This is a genomic window from Arthrobacter sp. SPT-J7 (assembly GCF_059089965.1).
Genome location: NZ_JBNHFF010000002.1, coordinates 394,250 through 408,978 on the forward strand (window position 1 = coordinate 394,250; position 14,729 = coordinate 408,978).

At 67.0% G+C, this 14,729-nt stretch carries 16 protein-coding genes; 4 read left to right on the forward strand and 12 right to left on the reverse strand.

What is annotated here, in order from left to right:
- Positions 1-44: 44 nt before the first annotated feature.
- The 7 genes from AC5RWX_RS04630 to alr all read right to left on the reverse strand — a co-directional run bounded on the left by AC5RWX_RS04630 (position 45) and on the right by alr (position 6,198).
- Positions 45-1,109 (reverse strand): substrate-binding domain-containing protein, encoded by a 1,065-nt coding sequence (locus tag AC5RWX_RS04630; protein WP_493940051.1) that lies wholly within the window; start codon positions 1,107-1,109, stop codon positions 45-47.
- Positions 1,110-1,300: 191 nt separating this feature from the next.
- Complete coding sequence (gene tsaD, locus AC5RWX_RS04635; protein WP_493940052.1) at positions 1,301-2,368, reverse strand: tRNA (adenosine(37)-N6)-threonylcarbamoyltransferase complex transferase subunit TsaD; 1,068 nt, start codon at positions 2,366-2,368, stop codon at positions 1,301-1,303.
- Positions 2,365-2,898: a ribosomal protein S18-alanine N-acetyltransferase gene (gene rimI, locus AC5RWX_RS04640; RefSeq protein WP_493940109.1), complete on the reverse strand. Its 534-nt coding sequence runs from the start codon at positions 2,896-2,898 to the stop codon at positions 2,365-2,367. The genes tsaD and rimI overlap by 4 nt, the downstream gene beginning before the upstream one ends.
- A gap of 35 nt (positions 2,899-2,933) precedes the next feature.
- Entirely contained in the window at positions 2,934-3,602 is a 669-nt protein-coding gene (tsaB, locus tag AC5RWX_RS04645; RefSeq protein WP_493940053.1) for a tRNA (adenosine(37)-N6)-threonylcarbamoyltransferase complex dimerization subunit type 1 TsaB, read from the reverse strand.
- 79 nt (positions 3,603-3,681) lie between these two features.
- The gene (locus AC5RWX_RS04650; protein ID WP_493940054.1) at positions 3,682-4,101 is read right to left on the reverse strand and encodes a VOC family protein; all 420 of its coding nucleotides are present in this window, start codon (positions 4,099-4,101) and stop codon (positions 3,682-3,684) included.
- Positions 4,102-4,225: 124 nt separating this feature from the next.
- Positions 4,226-4,891, reverse strand: coding sequence for a tRNA (adenosine(37)-N6)-threonylcarbamoyltransferase complex ATPase subunit type 1 TsaE (gene tsaE, locus AC5RWX_RS04655; protein WP_493940055.1), 666 nt, complete (start codon positions 4,889-4,891; stop codon positions 4,226-4,228).
- Positions 4,888-6,198, reverse strand: coding sequence for an alanine racemase (gene alr, locus AC5RWX_RS04660; protein WP_493940056.1), 1,311 nt, complete (start codon positions 6,196-6,198; stop codon positions 4,888-4,890). The genes tsaE and alr overlap by 4 nt, the downstream gene beginning before the upstream one ends.
- Positions 6,199-6,408: 210 nt before the next feature.
- On the opposite strand from alr, the gene AC5RWX_RS04665 reads away from it, so the two are divergent.
- The 3 genes from AC5RWX_RS04665 to AC5RWX_RS04675 are packed head-to-tail and all read left to right on the forward strand — an operon-like array spanning position 6,409 to position 8,408.
- Positions 6,409-7,746, forward strand: a complete 1,338-nt coding sequence (locus AC5RWX_RS04665) for a family 4 glycosyl hydrolase (RefSeq protein WP_493940057.1) — start codon at positions 6,409-6,411, stop codon at positions 7,744-7,746.
- Positions 7,747-7,797: 51 nt separating this feature from the next.
- Positions 7,798-8,091, forward strand: coding sequence for a hypothetical protein (locus tag AC5RWX_RS04670; protein WP_493940058.1), 294 nt, complete (start codon positions 7,798-7,800; stop codon positions 8,089-8,091).
- Positions 8,092-8,096: 5 nt separating this feature from the next.
- Positions 8,097-8,408 carry an MmcQ/YjbR family DNA-binding protein gene (locus AC5RWX_RS04675; RefSeq protein ID WP_493940059.1) on the forward strand — a complete coding sequence of 104 codons (312 nt, stop codon included), beginning with the start codon at positions 8,097-8,099 and terminating at the stop codon, positions 8,406-8,408.
- 41 nt (positions 8,409-8,449) lie between these two features.
- Here AC5RWX_RS04675 and AC5RWX_RS04680 read toward each other — a convergent pair whose 3' ends face one another.
- Both AC5RWX_RS04680 and AC5RWX_RS04685 read right to left on the reverse strand, forming a co-directional pair.
- Entirely contained in the window at positions 8,450-11,044 is a 2,595-nt protein-coding gene (locus tag AC5RWX_RS04680) for an MMPL family transporter (RefSeq protein WP_493940060.1), read from the reverse strand.
- Positions 11,045-11,048: 4 nt separating this feature from the next.
- Entirely contained in the window at positions 11,049-11,681 is a 633-nt protein-coding gene (locus tag AC5RWX_RS04685) for a TetR family transcriptional regulator (RefSeq protein ID WP_493940061.1), read from the reverse strand.
- A 204-nt stretch (positions 11,682-11,885) separates the two neighbouring features.
- Between AC5RWX_RS04685 and AC5RWX_RS04690 the strand changes: the two genes are divergently transcribed.
- Positions 11,886-12,347 carry a DUF3817 domain-containing protein gene (locus AC5RWX_RS04690; RefSeq protein ID WP_493940062.1) on the forward strand — a complete coding sequence of 154 codons (462 nt, stop codon included), beginning with the start codon at positions 11,886-11,888 and terminating at the stop codon, positions 12,345-12,347.
- A gap of 74 nt (positions 12,348-12,421) precedes the next feature.
- Here the strand turns inward: AC5RWX_RS04690 and AC5RWX_RS04695 are convergent, their stop codons facing one another.
- The 3 genes from AC5RWX_RS04695 to AC5RWX_RS04705 all read right to left on the reverse strand — a co-directional run bounded on the left by AC5RWX_RS04695 (position 12,422) and on the right by AC5RWX_RS04705 (position 14,526).
- Positions 12,422-12,877, reverse strand: coding sequence for a GNAT family N-acetyltransferase (locus AC5RWX_RS04695; RefSeq protein ID WP_493940063.1), 456 nt, complete (start codon positions 12,875-12,877; stop codon positions 12,422-12,424).
- A 2-nt stretch (positions 12,878-12,879) separates the two neighbouring features.
- The gene (mgrA, locus tag AC5RWX_RS04700; protein WP_493940064.1) at positions 12,880-13,920 is read right to left on the reverse strand and encodes an L-glyceraldehyde 3-phosphate reductase; all 1,041 of its coding nucleotides are present in this window, start codon (positions 13,918-13,920) and stop codon (positions 12,880-12,882) included.
- Between the two features lie 183 nt (positions 13,921-14,103).
- Positions 14,104-14,526: a hypothetical protein gene (locus AC5RWX_RS04705; RefSeq protein ID WP_493940065.1), complete on the reverse strand. Its 423-nt coding sequence runs from the start codon at positions 14,524-14,526 to the stop codon at positions 14,104-14,106.
- Positions 14,527-14,729: the final 203 nt, after the last annotated feature.

Genomic DNA, 14,729 nt, shown 5'->3' on the forward strand with positions numbered 1-14,729 from the left:
GCGTTTATCGACGCGGGGTTTCGCCGGACCAGCTGAGCACCTACCTATTCGGCGAGTTTCGACAGCTCGGGGTTGTCGGCAAGCACCTTGTGGGCGTTGAGCTGCGTCACCGGTTCGGCTTCGGTGAGGTAGGCCGCGACGGTGGTTTGATCGTTGCCGTAAGAATCTTCGTCGTCCGCCTCGGGCGCGTCATCTTGCGCAAACCCCTTCACGAGCGTCATGGCCTCGGCCACCATGGCTGCCGGGTCGGCGTAGGTGGTGGCGTACTGCTTGCCGGCCATGACCGATTTCACTCCTTCAGGGGCGGATCCGCTGCCCACAACGACGGCAGAGTCCTGCCCGCCGTCTTGGGCCACCCGGATAAGAGCCTGAGCGGTGGCATCATCAGCTGCCAAGATTCCATCCAACTTATGCGAGGCATAGGTGTGCGCCAACAGGCCGGTTAACCGCTTTCCGGCAGCATCGGGGCTTTCGCTCGCGGTCGCCTCGTAATTCGTCTGCCCGGACATGACGGCCACGGTGCCCTCGTCGATCTTTGGCTGGAGTACGTTCATGGCTCCGTCGAAGGCGAGGCGCGCCGCGCGGTCGCTAGGGTGACCGCTGAACAATTCCACGTTGTAAGGTCCTTCGCCGTGTCGTTCGGCCAGCCCATCGAGCAGAGCCTGCGCCTGGGTCTGTCCGTCTTGGAATGCATCGACACTGACCAGGTACTTGGCCGCGGCAGTGTCCGTGACCATGGTGTCGAAAGCGATGACCGGAATCCGGGCCTCCTCCGCGGCCGCCAGCTGCTCTCCCAAGCCTGCCGGGTCTGCCGCGTCCACAATGAGTACTTTCAGTTTCCCGTTGAGCATGCTGCTGATCTGTTGCTGCTGTTCTGCGGCATTCGCCGCAACCTGAACGTCTGGTTCGAAGTTCGAATCCTTGATCTGTTCGGTGAACAACTTTTCAGCGTGCGCTGTGTCTGCGGAGAGGGAGACACTGATCAAGGAACCGGTCTCAAAACCTCCCGCACCTCCTGCTTCCGGCCCTTCGCCGGGTTCGTCGCCGGTTCGGGAACAAGACGTGAGCAGGAGCGACGCCGCAACCAGCACGGCGGCGGACAGTTTCACAGTTCCAGCTTGAGGTCCCATGGTCTTTACCTCCGTCGTTCCGAAGCTTCCACCCGGAGAGAAGAGTTATGAGGAAGGGAGCCGCGCGGGCCGCCATGGTTTCAGCCTAGAACCCCGTCCCTGTTTGTGACAGGCAGCGTCGACCTGAGACCGCCCGAGCGGTGCAGGAATGCCTTACGGGGCAGGATTGCCTAGAGGTGCACGCTGGTAACCGGCATGGAGGAATCCGGCGCGAATTCGATGCCGGACGGCTGGCCGCCGGCCATCACCACCTGGGCGCCGAGCGCGGCGACCATGGCGCCGTTATCCGTGCACAGGGACACCGGCGGCACCCGCAGCTTGATGCCGTGTTCGGCGCAGCGCTCTTCGGTCAGCGCCCGCAGCCTCGAGTTCGCCGCCACCCCGCCGCCCAGCAGCAGGTTGCTGATGCCGTGCTCGGTGCAGGCCAGCATGGCCTTGGCGGTGATCACGTCCGCCACCGCCTCTTGGAAGGACGCCGCAATGTCGGCCACCGGAAGCGGCTCGCCCGCGGCTTCGAACTGCTCCACGCAGCGGGCCACGGCCGTCTTCAAACCGGAGAAGGACCAGTCGTAGCGGTGCGGACCCGGCGCCTCGGCCGAGCCCATGTACTTGGGCTGGCTCAACCCTCGCGGGAAGCGGATCCGCTTCGGATCGCCCTCGCCGGCCAGCTTGTCAATGGCCGGGCCGCCCGGATAGCCCAGGCCGAGGATCCGGGCCACCTTGTCATAGGCTTCGCCGGCGGCGTCGTCGATGGTCGCGCCGAGCAGTTCCACGTCATCGGTCAGGGAGCGTACCCGCAGGATCTCCGTGTGGCCACCGGACACCAGCAGCGCGCCCAGGTTCTTAGGCAGCACTCCCCCGTCCAGCACTCCGACGCCCACGTGGGCCACCAAATGGTTGATGGCGTACAGCGGTTTGCCGGTGGCCAACGAGAGCGCCTTGGCCGCACAGACGCCGACCATCAGGGCGCCGGCCAGCCCGGGCCCGGAGGTCACGGCGAGCGCGTCCACTTCGTCCAAGCTGACGCCGGCGGTGTCCAGCGCCTGCTCCAGCGTGGGGATGAACGCGTCCAGATGGGCGCGCGAGGCGATCTCCGGGATCACCCCGCCGAAACGCACGTGCTCGTCCATCGAGGACGAAACGGTGTTGGCCAGCAGGGTGTCGCCGCGGACGATGCCGACACCGGTTTCATCGCAGGAGGATTCGATCCCCAGGACCAGCGGCTGGGTGCGGTTCATCGGGTCTCCTCGGTGGTTTCGGGTTGCTCGCCTGCTGAGCCGGCCGGTGCAGCATCTTGGCCGGCACCTGCGCCATCCCGGCCGGCACCGGGCAGGCCGGTCCAGTCCTGGAGCCGGAGCCGCATGATCAGCGCGTCGGTGCCGCCGCGGTAGTAGCGCGGCCGGACGTGGATCTGCTCGAAACCGAACCAGCGGTAGAGCCGCTGCGCCCGCGGGTTGTCCGCGCGCACTTCCAGCAGCACATCGTCCGCCCGCTGCTCCGCGGCCTGCTCGATCAGCAGGGTCAGCAGCCGGGTGCCGATCCCCTGCCCCTCGCGCTCGGGCACCACGGCGATGGTCTGCACGTCGGCGATCGGCCGCACGCACATCAGTCCGGCATAGCCGATCACTTCGCCCAGCGCATCCACGGCCACGTAGTAGCTGCGGGTGTCCTGCGCCAGTTCCTCGTAAAACATTTCGGTGGGCCAGGCATCGTCCGGAAACAACTTCTGCTCCAGCGCATCCACCGCCGGAACATCGGCCTCGGTCATCGCCCTGATGCGGCCCGCGGGCTGCGCGCCGGCGGTCACAGTGCACGCTTTCGCGGCCCGGGGACCTTCGCGTCGGATTCGCGCAGGTACAGCGGCGCGGTGTCCAGCAGGTCCAGCCCCTTGACCAGCTTGACGACGGCGGTGCGGCCCAGCGCTTCGGCGGTCGGCTGCGTGCCGCTGTACTCGGTGACACCGCGCAGTTGCTTCGGGTACAGCCCGGCGCCCATGCCGTAGGCCGGCAGGTCCGGAACCTCGGACGGCGCGCTGACGTGCGGGCCGTCCAGCAGTTCATGCATGCCGCCTGTGCTGCGGTAGCGCGCCCAGTACACTTCCTTGCGTCGGGCGTCGGTGGCCACCACAAACTCGTCCGCGCCGGCTCGCCAGGCATCCGGCGCGGCATCCACGGCGATGGCATCCAGGCTCATCACGCCGTGCAGCGGCTTACCCCAGGCGAAGGCCAGCGACCGGGCCGTGGCAATCCCGGAGCGCAGGCCGGTGAACGGCCCCGGGCCCACGCCCACCACCAGGGCGTCGATGTCTGCGCCGGTGACGTCCGCCGTCGTCATAATCTTGCCGATTCCGGGGGCCAGTACTTCGGCGTGGCTGCGGGTGTCCTCGGTGGCGAAGGCGGCCAGCGTCTCTCCTTGTCCGGTCAGCAGCGCGGCGCTGGCGATGGCGGAGGTATCGAGGGAGAGGATCAGCACGCATCAATTTTACTTGAGGTACTCCGCGGCCCGTGGCATCCGCCCGGCGGCACCCGTGCACCGTGGGCTGGCGGATGGGTCACGATGGCGGCGGCCCGGCGATATTCACCATCCAGCGCACGCCGAACTTGTCCGTGCACATGCCGAAGGTGTCGCCCCAGGGCGCTTGTTGCAGCGGTTCAGTGACGCTGGCGCCGTCGATCAGCTTGTCCCAGTAGCCGCGCAGTTCGGCCTCGTTGTCGCCGCTGAGCGAGAGTGAGTGGCTGGAACCCGGCGTGTAGTCCATGCTGTTCGGCGTGTCAGCTGCCATCAGCACCAGGCCGCGCTCGGTGGCCAGCTGCGAGTGCATGATCTTATCCGTCTCCGCCGGGTCGTCGCTGGCGTGGAAGTCGCCGAAGGTGTTCAGCGTCAATTCGCCGCCGAACACCGAATGATAAAAGGTCATCGCTTCTTTGGCCTGGTCGCGGAATCCCAGGTACGGGGTCAGCGCAGTGTCCATGGGTTGGCCTCCTCGCGGGTCTGCTGTCGCCATCGATTATGGACCCGTGCCCGAAGGCCGTGAAGACCGAGTGCGTCCGCAGCGCCTCGCGGTGCAGCAAATCGCGCTGAGGACCGCTGAGGCGTCAGGCGAAAATGTACGCCGCCCAGCGCGGCCCGTAGGCCGCCATCCGGATCAGCCGGGGCTCGCCGTCGTCGGGCTCTTCAAAATCGAGCACGACGCCGGGGCTCGCCTGCGTGCCCGCGGCACCGTCGGTGGAACCCTGCTCGGGCCCGCCGCCAGCCGGCGCGGCCGGCGCGGTGCCTTCGGTCGGTCGGTTCATCAGGTCCGCCCCGGTGGGCCGGACCAGCGAAATGTCCAGCCAACTGTCGGAGAGGTGCTCCACACGGCCGCGGCCCCACTCCACGACCGTCACAGCCTCATCCAGGGTGTTCTCCAGATCAATGTCGTCGATCTCGCCCTCGGACTCCAGCCGGTAGGCGTCCACGTGGACCAGGTCCGGGCCGCCGTTCATGCTCGGATGGCTGCGCACCAGAACGAAGGTGGGCGAAATGATGCCCGGCCGGACGCCGAGCCCCTCGCCCAGGCCCTGGGTGAAGGTGGTTTTCCCCGCGCCCAGCTCTCCGCTGAGCACCACCAGGTCGCCTGCCCGCAGTATCCTGCCCAGCCGGGCGGCGAGCGCCTGTGTCTCCTCCGCGGAGGAGACGTGGAACTCGCGTTCCCACACCGGCATGGGCTGTTGCTCCCGGGCCACGTCTGCCGCGCCTGGCTGGCCCGCCCCGCTGGTCATGCCAGCACCGCGCCGGCGTCCCCGGCGCTGTCCGTGTTCCGATCGTCCGTCGTGGCCAAGGCCGCGCGGACTTGTGCGGCTGCGGCGGCCTGCTCCGCCGCGGACGCGGGGAGTACTGCCGCCTCCGCCACAGAAGCGGCTTCCCCGGCGTCGTCCCATTCATCGGCAGTCCCGGCGTAGTAGCGCGGGACGCGCTGGCTCACGCGCGTGACAATTTCATAGTTGATGGTGCCGGCGCCGACCGCCCAGTCCTGCGCACCGGGAACATCCCGACCCGGGCCGAAAACGATCACTTCCTCGCCCAGGAGGTCACCGGCGTCGTTGGTCCTCAAGTCCACCACGAACTGGTCCATAGCCACCCGGCCCACCACGTCATACCGCTTGCCCGCGATGGCCACCTGCACGCCGGAGGCGCTGCGCGGGATGCCGTCGGCGTAGCCCAGCGGCACCAGCACCAGCGTGGTTGGCTCGGTGGTTAGGTAGTTGAGCCCATAGGAGACGCCCTGGCCATTCGGTACCTGCTTGCAGTTGGCCACCCGCGCGCGCAGCGTCATGGCCGGCACCAGCCCCAGTTCCTCGGGGGTCTGCGACTCGAAGGGGGACAGTCCGTAGATCCCCAGGCCCACCCGGACCATGTCGAAGTGTGTATCCGGACGGCTGAGCGTGCCCGGCGTGTTGGCCAGATGCCGGACTTCCAGATCCAGCCCGGCGTTTTCCGCTACCGCCACCGCCTCCCGGAAGCGGTCCACCTGATCGTCCGTCTCCGGCCGGTGCGGTTCGTCGGCAACGGCCAGGTGGGAGAACACCCCCACCACCCGCAGCAGCCCCAGTTCCTGGTATTCCACCGCCCGATTGACCAAGTCCTCCCAGAGCGCGGCCGGGCAGCCGTTGCGGCCCAGACCGGTATCGATCTTCAGGTGCACGCGCGCCGGCCGTTCCAGCTGCCGCGCGGCCCTGACCACCGGTTCCAGCTCCCAGCCGGACACACCGACGTCGATCCCCGCCTCAATCCCGGCCGCGAAGTCGGTGTCCGGAGTGTGCAGCCAGGCCAGGATGGGAGCGTCGATGCCCGCTGCGCGCAGGGCCAGTCCCTCGGTGAAGTGGGCCACGCCCAGCCAGCCGGCACCGGCTTCCAGTGCGGCGCGGGCCACCGGAATGGCGCCGTGGCCATAGGCGTCCGCCTTGACCACGGCCATCACGCGGGCGGGGGCTGCGATCTCTCGCAGCTGCCGCACATTGGCGCGGATCGCGTCCAGGTTGATGACGGCTTGGCGGTCATAGGGCAGCGGCGACGTTGTAGAGCTCACGGATCCATTCTCCCATCCGAAGCTTGCTTTCCAGCTGAAGAGTTACGCACAGCTAGACGTCCGCCTTCACCATGCGGGGCTCTTCAGCCGGGCCGCGCGTTTGAGCGGCTAGGGTCAGTGGTTGGCCCTAGCTGGCACAATACAAGCAAGGGGCGCGTCCCGGGCACGGGGCCGCCGATTGTTATCCAAAGTCAATGTTCGGGGGAAGCAGTGGCAACACTTGCCATTCTGGGCGGCGGCGGGTTCCGCGTGCCGCTGGTCTACCGCGCGCTGGCCGAAGGGCCGGCCGCGGGGCTGGTGGACCGGCTGGTGCTGCACGACGTGGACCCCGGCCGCCAGCAGGCGATCGCCCGGGTGCTGGCGGATGCTCCGCTGCCCGTAGGGATCCGGACGCCAAGCATTGAGTCCGCGCACAGCCTCGACGACGCGCTCGCCGGGGCCGACGTCGTCTTCTCCGCCATCCGTCCCGGCGGCACGCAGGCCCGGACACAGGACGAACGCATTGCCGGCCGGCTGAACCTGCTGGGTCAGGAGACCACCGGAGCAGCCGGCATTGCCAGCGGCCTGCGGGCCGTCCCCGCCGCCTTGGACATCGCCCGGCGGCTGCGCGAGCTGAGCCCCGACGCGTGGCTGATCAACTTCACCAATCCCGCCGGGCTGGTCACCGAAGCCGTACTGCCGGTACTCGGCCCCCGGGTGATCGGCATCTGCGACACGCCCCTCGGGCTGGTTCGGCGCTCCGCCAAGGCCGCGGGCGCGCCGTTGCGGCGCGGCTCCTTGGCGGGTGTGGACTATGTGGGCCTGAACCATCTGGGTTGGCTGCGCGGTTTGGAGCACGACGGCGGGGATCTGCTTCCGGGGCTGCTCGCCGACCCCGGCAGGCTGCAGTCGTTTGAAGAGGGCAGGATCTTCGGTACCCGGGAATTGCAGGTCCTCGGGGTGATCCCGAATGCCTACTTGTTCTATTACTACTTCCGCCGCGAAGCCACGATGGCGCTGGCCGGTGCCACGCAGACCCGCGGCGAGTCGATCCACGAGCTGCAGCAGGAGTTGTACGCCAGGCTGCAGGCCTCCGGGGCTCCGTATGCGGAGTGGGAGGACGCGCTGCGGCGCCGCGAGGAAAGCTATCTGTCCGAGGCCCGGGAGATCGGCGTTTCCCGCGATGAGGAGGACCGAGCGGCCGGCGGCTACGAACACGTCGCCCTGGACACCATGCGTGCCCTGCTCACCGGCGAGCGCAGCGAGCAGATCCTCAACGTCCGCAATGCCGGGACCATCCCGCAGCTGCCGGAGGACGCCGTCATCGAAGTGCCTTCGGTGGTGGATTCGGACGGTGCCCGTCCGCTGCCGGTGAAACCGCTGACCCTGCACCAGGCCGGGTTGATGACCCAGATCAAAGCAGTGGAGCAGGAGGTCATCCGCGGCGGACAAGGCGACCGCGCCGCCGCGCTGCGGGCCTTCATGATCCACCCGCTGATCACCTCCGGCCATGTGGCCCACCGGTTGCTCGAGGCCTACGAACAGGCCCACGGATACCGCTGGAACTGAGATGGTGCAGAACACCTCGTCGCCGGGTGCTTCCGAGTGGATAATCACACCATGGACTTTGTCGGCGGGCTGATCGCGCTGGGACTGGTGGCGTTGATCATCGCCGCCACCGTAGCGATGGCGTCCCGACCGTGGCGCGGCTTTCCCGGGTCCGCGGGAATTTCCGGCGCGTTCGGCGCCATGGAAGAGGTCTTCGCCCCGGGCCGCTATGAAACGCGGATGGAACAGGAGCGGCAACAGCAAGCACCTGCCCCGGCCCCGACTCCCGGCGACAAACCCACACCGGGCGAGGACCTTGGGACCGAAGGGCCAGCCCGCGTCGGCGACAAGGACGACGGGGTGTAACGGAAATGCCTACCGAGGACGATGTGCGCCGCCTCTGCCTGGCCCTGCCCGGCGTCGCCGAACGGCCCAGTTGGGGACAGCCGGCGTGGTTCGCGAAAACGCTCATGGCCCGCATCTGGGAGCCAGGCGTGCTGACCGTCAAGACGGAGGAACGCGAGGCCCTGGCCGGCACAGCCCCGGACATTTTCTTCTGGACGCCACACCACGAGCGGTCACCGTTGCTGGTGCTCCTGCACTTGGTGAAGGTTTCACCGGCCGAACTCGAAGAGCTGCTCGACGAATCGTTCCGGATCGCCGGAGGCCGGCACCTTCCCTGAGGGTTGGTGCCGGCCTCCGGCACGATTCGGGCGTGCGTTGCCTAGCGGACTCCGGCCGCCTGAGCCGGCTCGGGCAGGTCCGACTGCTGGACCAGCTTGGCGCCTTCCACATCCACGTCCGGCAGGATCTTGTCCAGCCACCGCGGCATCCACCAGGCAGCCTTGCCGAACAGGTGCATGGCTGCCGGAATCAGCGTCATCCGCACCACGAAGGCGTCCAGCAGCACGCCCAACGCCAGCGCAAAGCCGATCGGCCGGACCATGGTCAGGTGGGAGAAAATGAACCCGGCGAAAACGGAAACCATGATGATCGCCGCGGCCGTGACCACCTTCGCACCGTGATTGAAGCCGCTGACCACCGCGGCCCTGGCGTCTTCACCGTGCGCATAGGATTCGCGCATGCCGGAGACCAAAAACATCTGGTAGTCCATCGCCAGGCCGAAGAGCACACCAATCATGATCATCGGCAGGAAGCTCAGGATCGGCCCCGGGTCATGCACATCGAACAGGTTGCCCAGCCAGCCCCACTGGTAGATCGCCACCACCGCGCCGAAGCTGGCGCCCAGCGAGAGCAGGAAACCGGCGGTGGCCAGCAGCGGCACCAGGATGGAGCGGAAGACCAACAGCAGCAGGATCAGCGAGAGCCCGATGACAATGGCCAGGTACACCGGCATGGCGTCCGCAAGTTTGTCGGACACATCGATCTGCATCGGCGGCTGACCGGTGACGGAAATCCCGACGCCGGTGCTCTCCTCGAGTGCGCTTGTCGCCGCCCGCAGGTTATGGACCAAATCCTCGGTGCTCTCGGCCGCCGGGCCTTTCTCCGGAATGACCTGCAGTACCGCGGTGCGGCCGTCCTCGCTGGTTGCGGTCGGAACGGCGGCGGCAACGTGGTCCATGGCGCGCAGTTCCTGCGAGAGCTGCAGCAGGGTTTCGTCGGTCTCCGCCCCCTTCAGCCCCGCCGGCAGGTCAGCCACTACGATCAGCGGGCCGTTGATGCCTTCGCCAAAGTTCTCTCCCAGCTGGGTGTAGGACCGGTAGGCCGTCGAGTCCGCCGGTTCGGAGCTGCCGTCCGGCAGGCCCAGCCGCAGTTCGGCGGCCGGCACCGCCATCACGCCCAGCACTGCCACGCCCGCGATCAGCGCCAGCCACGGGTGCTTGGTGACCGACCTGCCCCAGCTGCGCTTCGGATCGTTGTGGAATTCGTGTCCCGGTGTGGAGCTCTCCGCACCGGCGGCCACGGGCCCGGTCAGCCCCGCCTTGGCCCACGCCCGTTTGGACAGAATCCGCCTGCCCATGATGGCCAGCAGCGCAGGGGTCAACGTCAAGGCAACCACGACGGCGACGGCCACCGTGGCGGCTCCGGCCAGTCCCAGCACAGTGAGGAACGGGATGCCCGGCACCGCCAGTGCGGCGAGCGCGATGATCACCGTGAGCCCGGCAAAGAGCACGGCGTTGCCGGAGGTTCCGGTGGCACGGCCGATGGACTCGATCAGCGGCACTCCGGACAGCAACTGGGTGCGGTGGCGGTTGACGATGAACAGTGAATAGTCGATGCCCACAGCCAGCCCCAGCATCAGCGCCAGCACCGGTGACACGGAGCTCATCTCGACCACGCCGCTCAGTGCCATGGTGCCGCCCACGCCGACGCCCACGCCGACCAGCGCCATGAGCAGCGGCAGCCCGGCGGCGAGGAGCGTGCCAAGCATCAGCACCAGCACGGCGGCCGCCACCGCAATGCCGATGACCTCGGCCGCGCCGAACAGGCTCGAGATGTCTTCGACGATGTCCTTGCTGTACTCCGCCTGCAGCCCGGACACCAGGCCGGCTTCGGTGACTTGCTGGACCTGTTCGCGGTCCTCCTTGGAGACCGACATCATGTCCTGTTCGAATTGGACCTGGACGAAGGCGGCCGAACCGTCCTCCGAGACGAACCGCAGTCCCTCCGACGACTGCTGTTGCAGCTTGGCCGTTTCCAGATCGGCGACCCCGGACTCGTACTCTGCCCGGCCGTCTTCCAGCCGCTGCTCGGCTTTGTCCAATTGCTCTTGGGCCGCTTCCAGCTGGGCCCGCTGCGGCTCCAGCTGAGCACGGGCCTGCTCGGCCATGGCGGTCTGGCCGGCGGCTTCAAGCTGCTCGATCTGAGCCTCGGCAGCCTGCACTTGCTGCAGCCCCGGCTCCAGCTGCGCCTTGCCCGCATCCAGGTCGGCCCGGCCGTCGTCGAGCTTCTGGGCTGCCTTTTGCAGCTTCTCTTCCCCGTCGGCAATCATCTGCGGCGCATCGTCCAGAGACGTTTGCAGGTCCACCGGGTCCGTGGCTCGTTTGACGGCACCCAGGGCCGTCAAGTCGGCCGAGATCTTGGCAATGGCGTCTTCCTGCTTGGCAGTAAATGCCGTGCCGTCCGCCGAGGTGAAGACAATGGTGCCGAGTCCGCCGGAGGCGTCCGGCAGTTTCTCCTGCAGCTCGTCCGCGACCGCCTGTGCGGGGGTGCCCGGAATGGTGAAGCTGTTGGACAGGGTGCCCATGAAGGCTGCGACGGAACCGCCGACGGCCACCAGCACCACCAGCCACGCAGAGACAAACCACCAGCGCTTGCGGGCGGCCAGCTTGCCGAGTCGATAAAGCAGTGCTGCCATGCGATTAGTCCTTGTGGTTGGTGTTGAAGCCGCTACGCAGCAAATCAAAGCTTTCGAGCAGCTGCTGCCGGAAGGCCGACGGCGGAGGCGCTTCGCCGTCGGGGGTTTGGTCGGCTGCCATCCGCATGGCTGCCTGCGCGCAGGCGATCAACGAGCCGGCGAGCGCGGTGACCATCAGTTCACCGGAGTTCTCCGGCAAGCGAGGGCGCAGTCCGTCTTCCAGCGACCGCTTGGCCTGGCTCCAGATTTGAAGCTGCATGCGTTCCAGTTGCGCGTCGTCCGCGCCCATTTGGTAGATCTCGCAGAGCAGCGCCAGCCGGTCCTGGCTGATGTCCCCGCCGAGAGTGGCAAGCACCGCATCCATGATCGGCTCGTCGCCCGGCCGTTCGTCCAACCGGGCGAAGGACTCCTCCAGGAACTCCTCCACTGGTAACGTGACCGCCGCTTCGATGGACGGGAAGTAGTTGAAAAAGGTCCGCCGCGAGACGCCGGCCTCTGCCGCCACCTGGTCCACCGTGAAGCCGCCCGGCCCCTGCTCGCGGGCCAGCCGCAAAGCGGCCGCAGTGATGGCAGCCCGGGTTGCCACCTTGTTTTTCTCCCGGCGGCCTTCCGGCGGGACCGCGCTCTCTGCACTCACCCGCCCAGCATAGAACCAAACTTGCACACCATGCAAAGTTGCCCACCGTGCACAGATGGCACCACCAAGCTGGTGCGCGGACGCCATTTCGCTCGTCACGCAAAGCAGACCCCCACGTCTGGACGCCGAAACAGCGGATTCATCAGCAGCGACCTCTGGACGGTAGTTTGGAGAGGATCCCGTTCCCCAAGCCAAGGACCGCATTTGTCTCCGCGCACCCTGTTCCGGACCGTCGCTTTCGCCGAGGCAGTCACTTGGACGCTGCTCCTCGCCGGTCTGGTGTTGAAGTACGTCACCCACACGACCGATCGCGGAGTTAGTATCGGCGGCGGCCTGCACGGCTTCGTCTTCCTTTGTTATGTGACCAGCACATGCTTCACCTGGGTGAACCAAAAATGGTCGGTCGGCCAGGGCACATTGGCTCTGGGCGCCGCCTTCCTCCCCTATGCCACGATTCCCATGGAGCGGGCAATGGACCGCCGCGGCAGGCTCGACGGCGGTTGGCGACTGGCGGCCGGAGGCGAGCGGCCACAGGGTTTACTGGAGAAGCTTCAGGCGTGGGTGCTCGCCAAACCGGCCACCGCCGTCGTGGTGGCCCTCGCATCGGTGGCAGTGGTCTTCAGCGTCCCGCTGTTTCTGGGGCCGCCCGGTACCTGGTTTTCGTGAATCGTGAGCCGGTTCTTTTCCGGCCCCTGTTACGCGCCCTAATTCGCGCTGACGTCTCCTCAGCAGCCGGAGCGTCAGGCATCGAACCGGGCGAAGGCGCGCAAGGCTCCGCCGTCATAATCAGTGACTTGCGTGTAGCCGAGCGATTCGTAGAACGCCTTCTGGCCGGCCTCGTTGTCGGTCAGCAGGACCTTTTGCCGGACCTGGGCGAAGGGCTGCAATACCAGCAGTACTAGCTGCCGGCCGATTCCCCGTCGTTGGAAGTCAGGGCGGACCAGCACTTCCTGCAGATAGCAGATCGATGCTCCGTCTGATATCACCCGGGCGAGCCCAACCAGTTCGGTGCCGACATGGGCAACTGCGATGGCGTCGGAACCGGACAGGGCGGCTGAGATGGTCTCTGGCGACGAGGTGTAGGCCGTCCAGCCCACGGCGCCGTATAAAGCGAGCACCTGATCGAGGTCCAGTTCAGCCGCGACGGTGAGGCTGACGTTCAGCGGCGTCTCGCCTGTCACGGTGGGACGGTCCACGGTTAGCTCTTCGGCTTCCAAATGTTGATGTCGGAGTCCACGGCGAACTGGTCGATGGCTTCGGCTTCCTCGGCCGTGAAATCGAGTTTGGCCATGGCGGCGAGGCTATCCTCCAACTGCGTGACACTGGATGCCCCGATCAGCGCCGAGGTCACCGGGGCGCCCTTCGACTGCTCGCGCAGCACCCAGGCGATGGCCATCTGCGCGAGCGACTGACCGCGGTTCTGCGCCAGCTCGTTCAGCCCGCGGACGCGGTCCAGGTTTTCGTCCGAGAGCATCTGCGGGAACAGCGACTTGTTTTGCGCCGCCCGGGAATCCTCGGGGACGCCTTTCAAGTAGCGGTCCGTGAGCATCCCCTGGGCAAGCGGCGAGAAGGCGATGCAGCCCATGCCCTCCTCGTCCAGCACTTCCAGCAGGCTCGGGCTGGAGTCTTCCACCCAGCGGTTCAGCATGGAGTAGGACGGCTGGTGAATCAGCAGTGGCGTTCCGAGCCCTCGCATGATGCGGGCCGCGTCCCGGGTCTGTTCGGCCGTGTAGGAGGAGATGCCGGCGTACAAGGCCTTGCCCGAACGGACCGCCTGGTCCAGCGCGCCCATCGTCTCCTCCAGCGGCGTGTTGGGGTCCGGTCGGTGGCTGTAGAAAATGTCCACGTAGTCCAGACCCATCCGCTTCAGCGAGGCATCAAGGCTGGACAGCAGGTATTTGCGCGAGCCCCACTCGCCGTACGGTCCCGGCCACATCAGGTAGCCCGCTTTAGTGGAAATCACCAGTTCGTCGCGGTAGGGCAGGAAGTCCTCGCGCATGTGCCGGCCGAAATTCGTCTCGGCGCTCCCCTCGGGCGGACCGTAGTTGTTGGCCAGATCGAAGTGCGTCACGCCCAAGTCGAAGGCCCGGCGCAGGATCGCGCGCTGTACCTCCAGCGGCTTGTCATCACCGAAATTGTGCCAAAGCCCCAGCGAGACGGCGGGCAGCTTCAGTCCGCTTCGTCCCACCCGGCGGTAAGGCATGTTCTGGTACCGGTTCTGTGCAGCTTCAAACGCCATCCCCTCATCATGCCATCGTGCACCTGCTGGTGCCGACCGGCGATGATCCTGACCACAGCCGGAGGGACTGCTCCGTGGACATCGAAGAGCCGCCGGCGGCCGGTCCCCCGCTCGGACGACAGAGCGGTGGGGAGGGCCGGGACACCCCGTCCTCCCCATCGAGATGATTACCTTGGGGGCGAGTCACCCGTGGTCGCAGTGGAAGCGGACCTTGCTGCTCGACACCCAGCCGTCATTGCGGCTGAAACTGACAGCCTTGTAGGTGCGGTCGCACCGCAAGCCGTCGTTCCGGCTGGTGAAGTCGCCGTGATGGGTCCGGACGTAGAACTCATTGACAACGCGGTCCCGGGAGACATTGACAACCCAGACATGGACGCGCTTTGCCTCGTAGTCCGTTCCCCGTACCCGGTAGTCGCCGTTGCCGAAAATTCGCAAGGACAGGTTGGCGTCGCCTCCGCCTTTGTGTCCTCTGTCCGCCTGTGAAAGTGAAGACGTCGCGGCGACAGTGCTGGCACCGGCGGGCGCTGCCATGCCCATGCTGGCGAGAAGTCCCAGGAATACGCCGGCGATCATCAACCATGCGCGCCATTTTGCTGAAGTTTTCATCGGTGAGAGTGCTTCCGTGCTTTCCGGAGGCTGGACGCGGAAGGCGCGTCCGCCCGTCAAAAAGCGGCTTGGCGTGCCCCCGGCATTCTGTCGCCACTGCCGCTTGCTGCGCCGGATCAAACCACGGGAGCTGCTCCGGCCCATCGGTGTTCCCATGAGGTTGCCATCCCTCAGGAGGATTCTGCCTCCGGTGCGCCGCCCCC

Bases quoted from the DNA above. Each gene is read 5' to 3' on its own strand.
- tsaE (WP_493940055.1), bottom strand. From the start codon at position 4,891: ATGACCAGCGGGGCGGGCCAGCCAGGCGCGGCAGACGTGGCCCGGGAG.
- AC5RWX_RS04650 (WP_493940054.1), bottom strand. From the start codon at position 4,101: ATGGACACTGCGCTGACCCCGTACCTGGGATTCCGCGACCAGGCCAAA.
- AC5RWX_RS04675 (WP_493940059.1), top strand. From the start codon at position 8,097: ATGCCTACCGAGGACGATGTGCGCCGCCTCTGCCTGGCCCTGCCCGGC.
- AC5RWX_RS04705 (WP_493940065.1), bottom strand. From the start codon at position 14,526: ATGAAAACTTCAGCAAAATGGCGCGCATGGTTGATGATCGCCGGCGTA.
- mgrA (WP_493940064.1), bottom strand. From the start codon at position 13,920: ATGGCGTTTGAAGCTGCACAGAACCGGTACCAGAACATGCCTTACCGC.
- rimI (WP_493940109.1), bottom strand. From the start codon at position 2,898: ATGACCGAGGCCGATGTTCCGGCGGTGGATGCGCTGGAGCAGAAGTTG.
- AC5RWX_RS04680 (WP_493940060.1), bottom strand. From the start codon at position 11,044: ATGGCAGCACTGCTTTATCGACTCGGCAAGCTGGCCGCCCGCAAGCGC.
- AC5RWX_RS04670 (WP_493940058.1), top strand. From the start codon at position 7,798: ATGGACTTTGTCGGCGGGCTGATCGCGCTGGGACTGGTGGCGTTGATC.
- tsaD (WP_493940052.1), bottom strand. From the start codon at position 2,368: ATGAACCGCACCCAGCCGCTGGTCCTGGGGATCGAATCCTCCTGCGAT.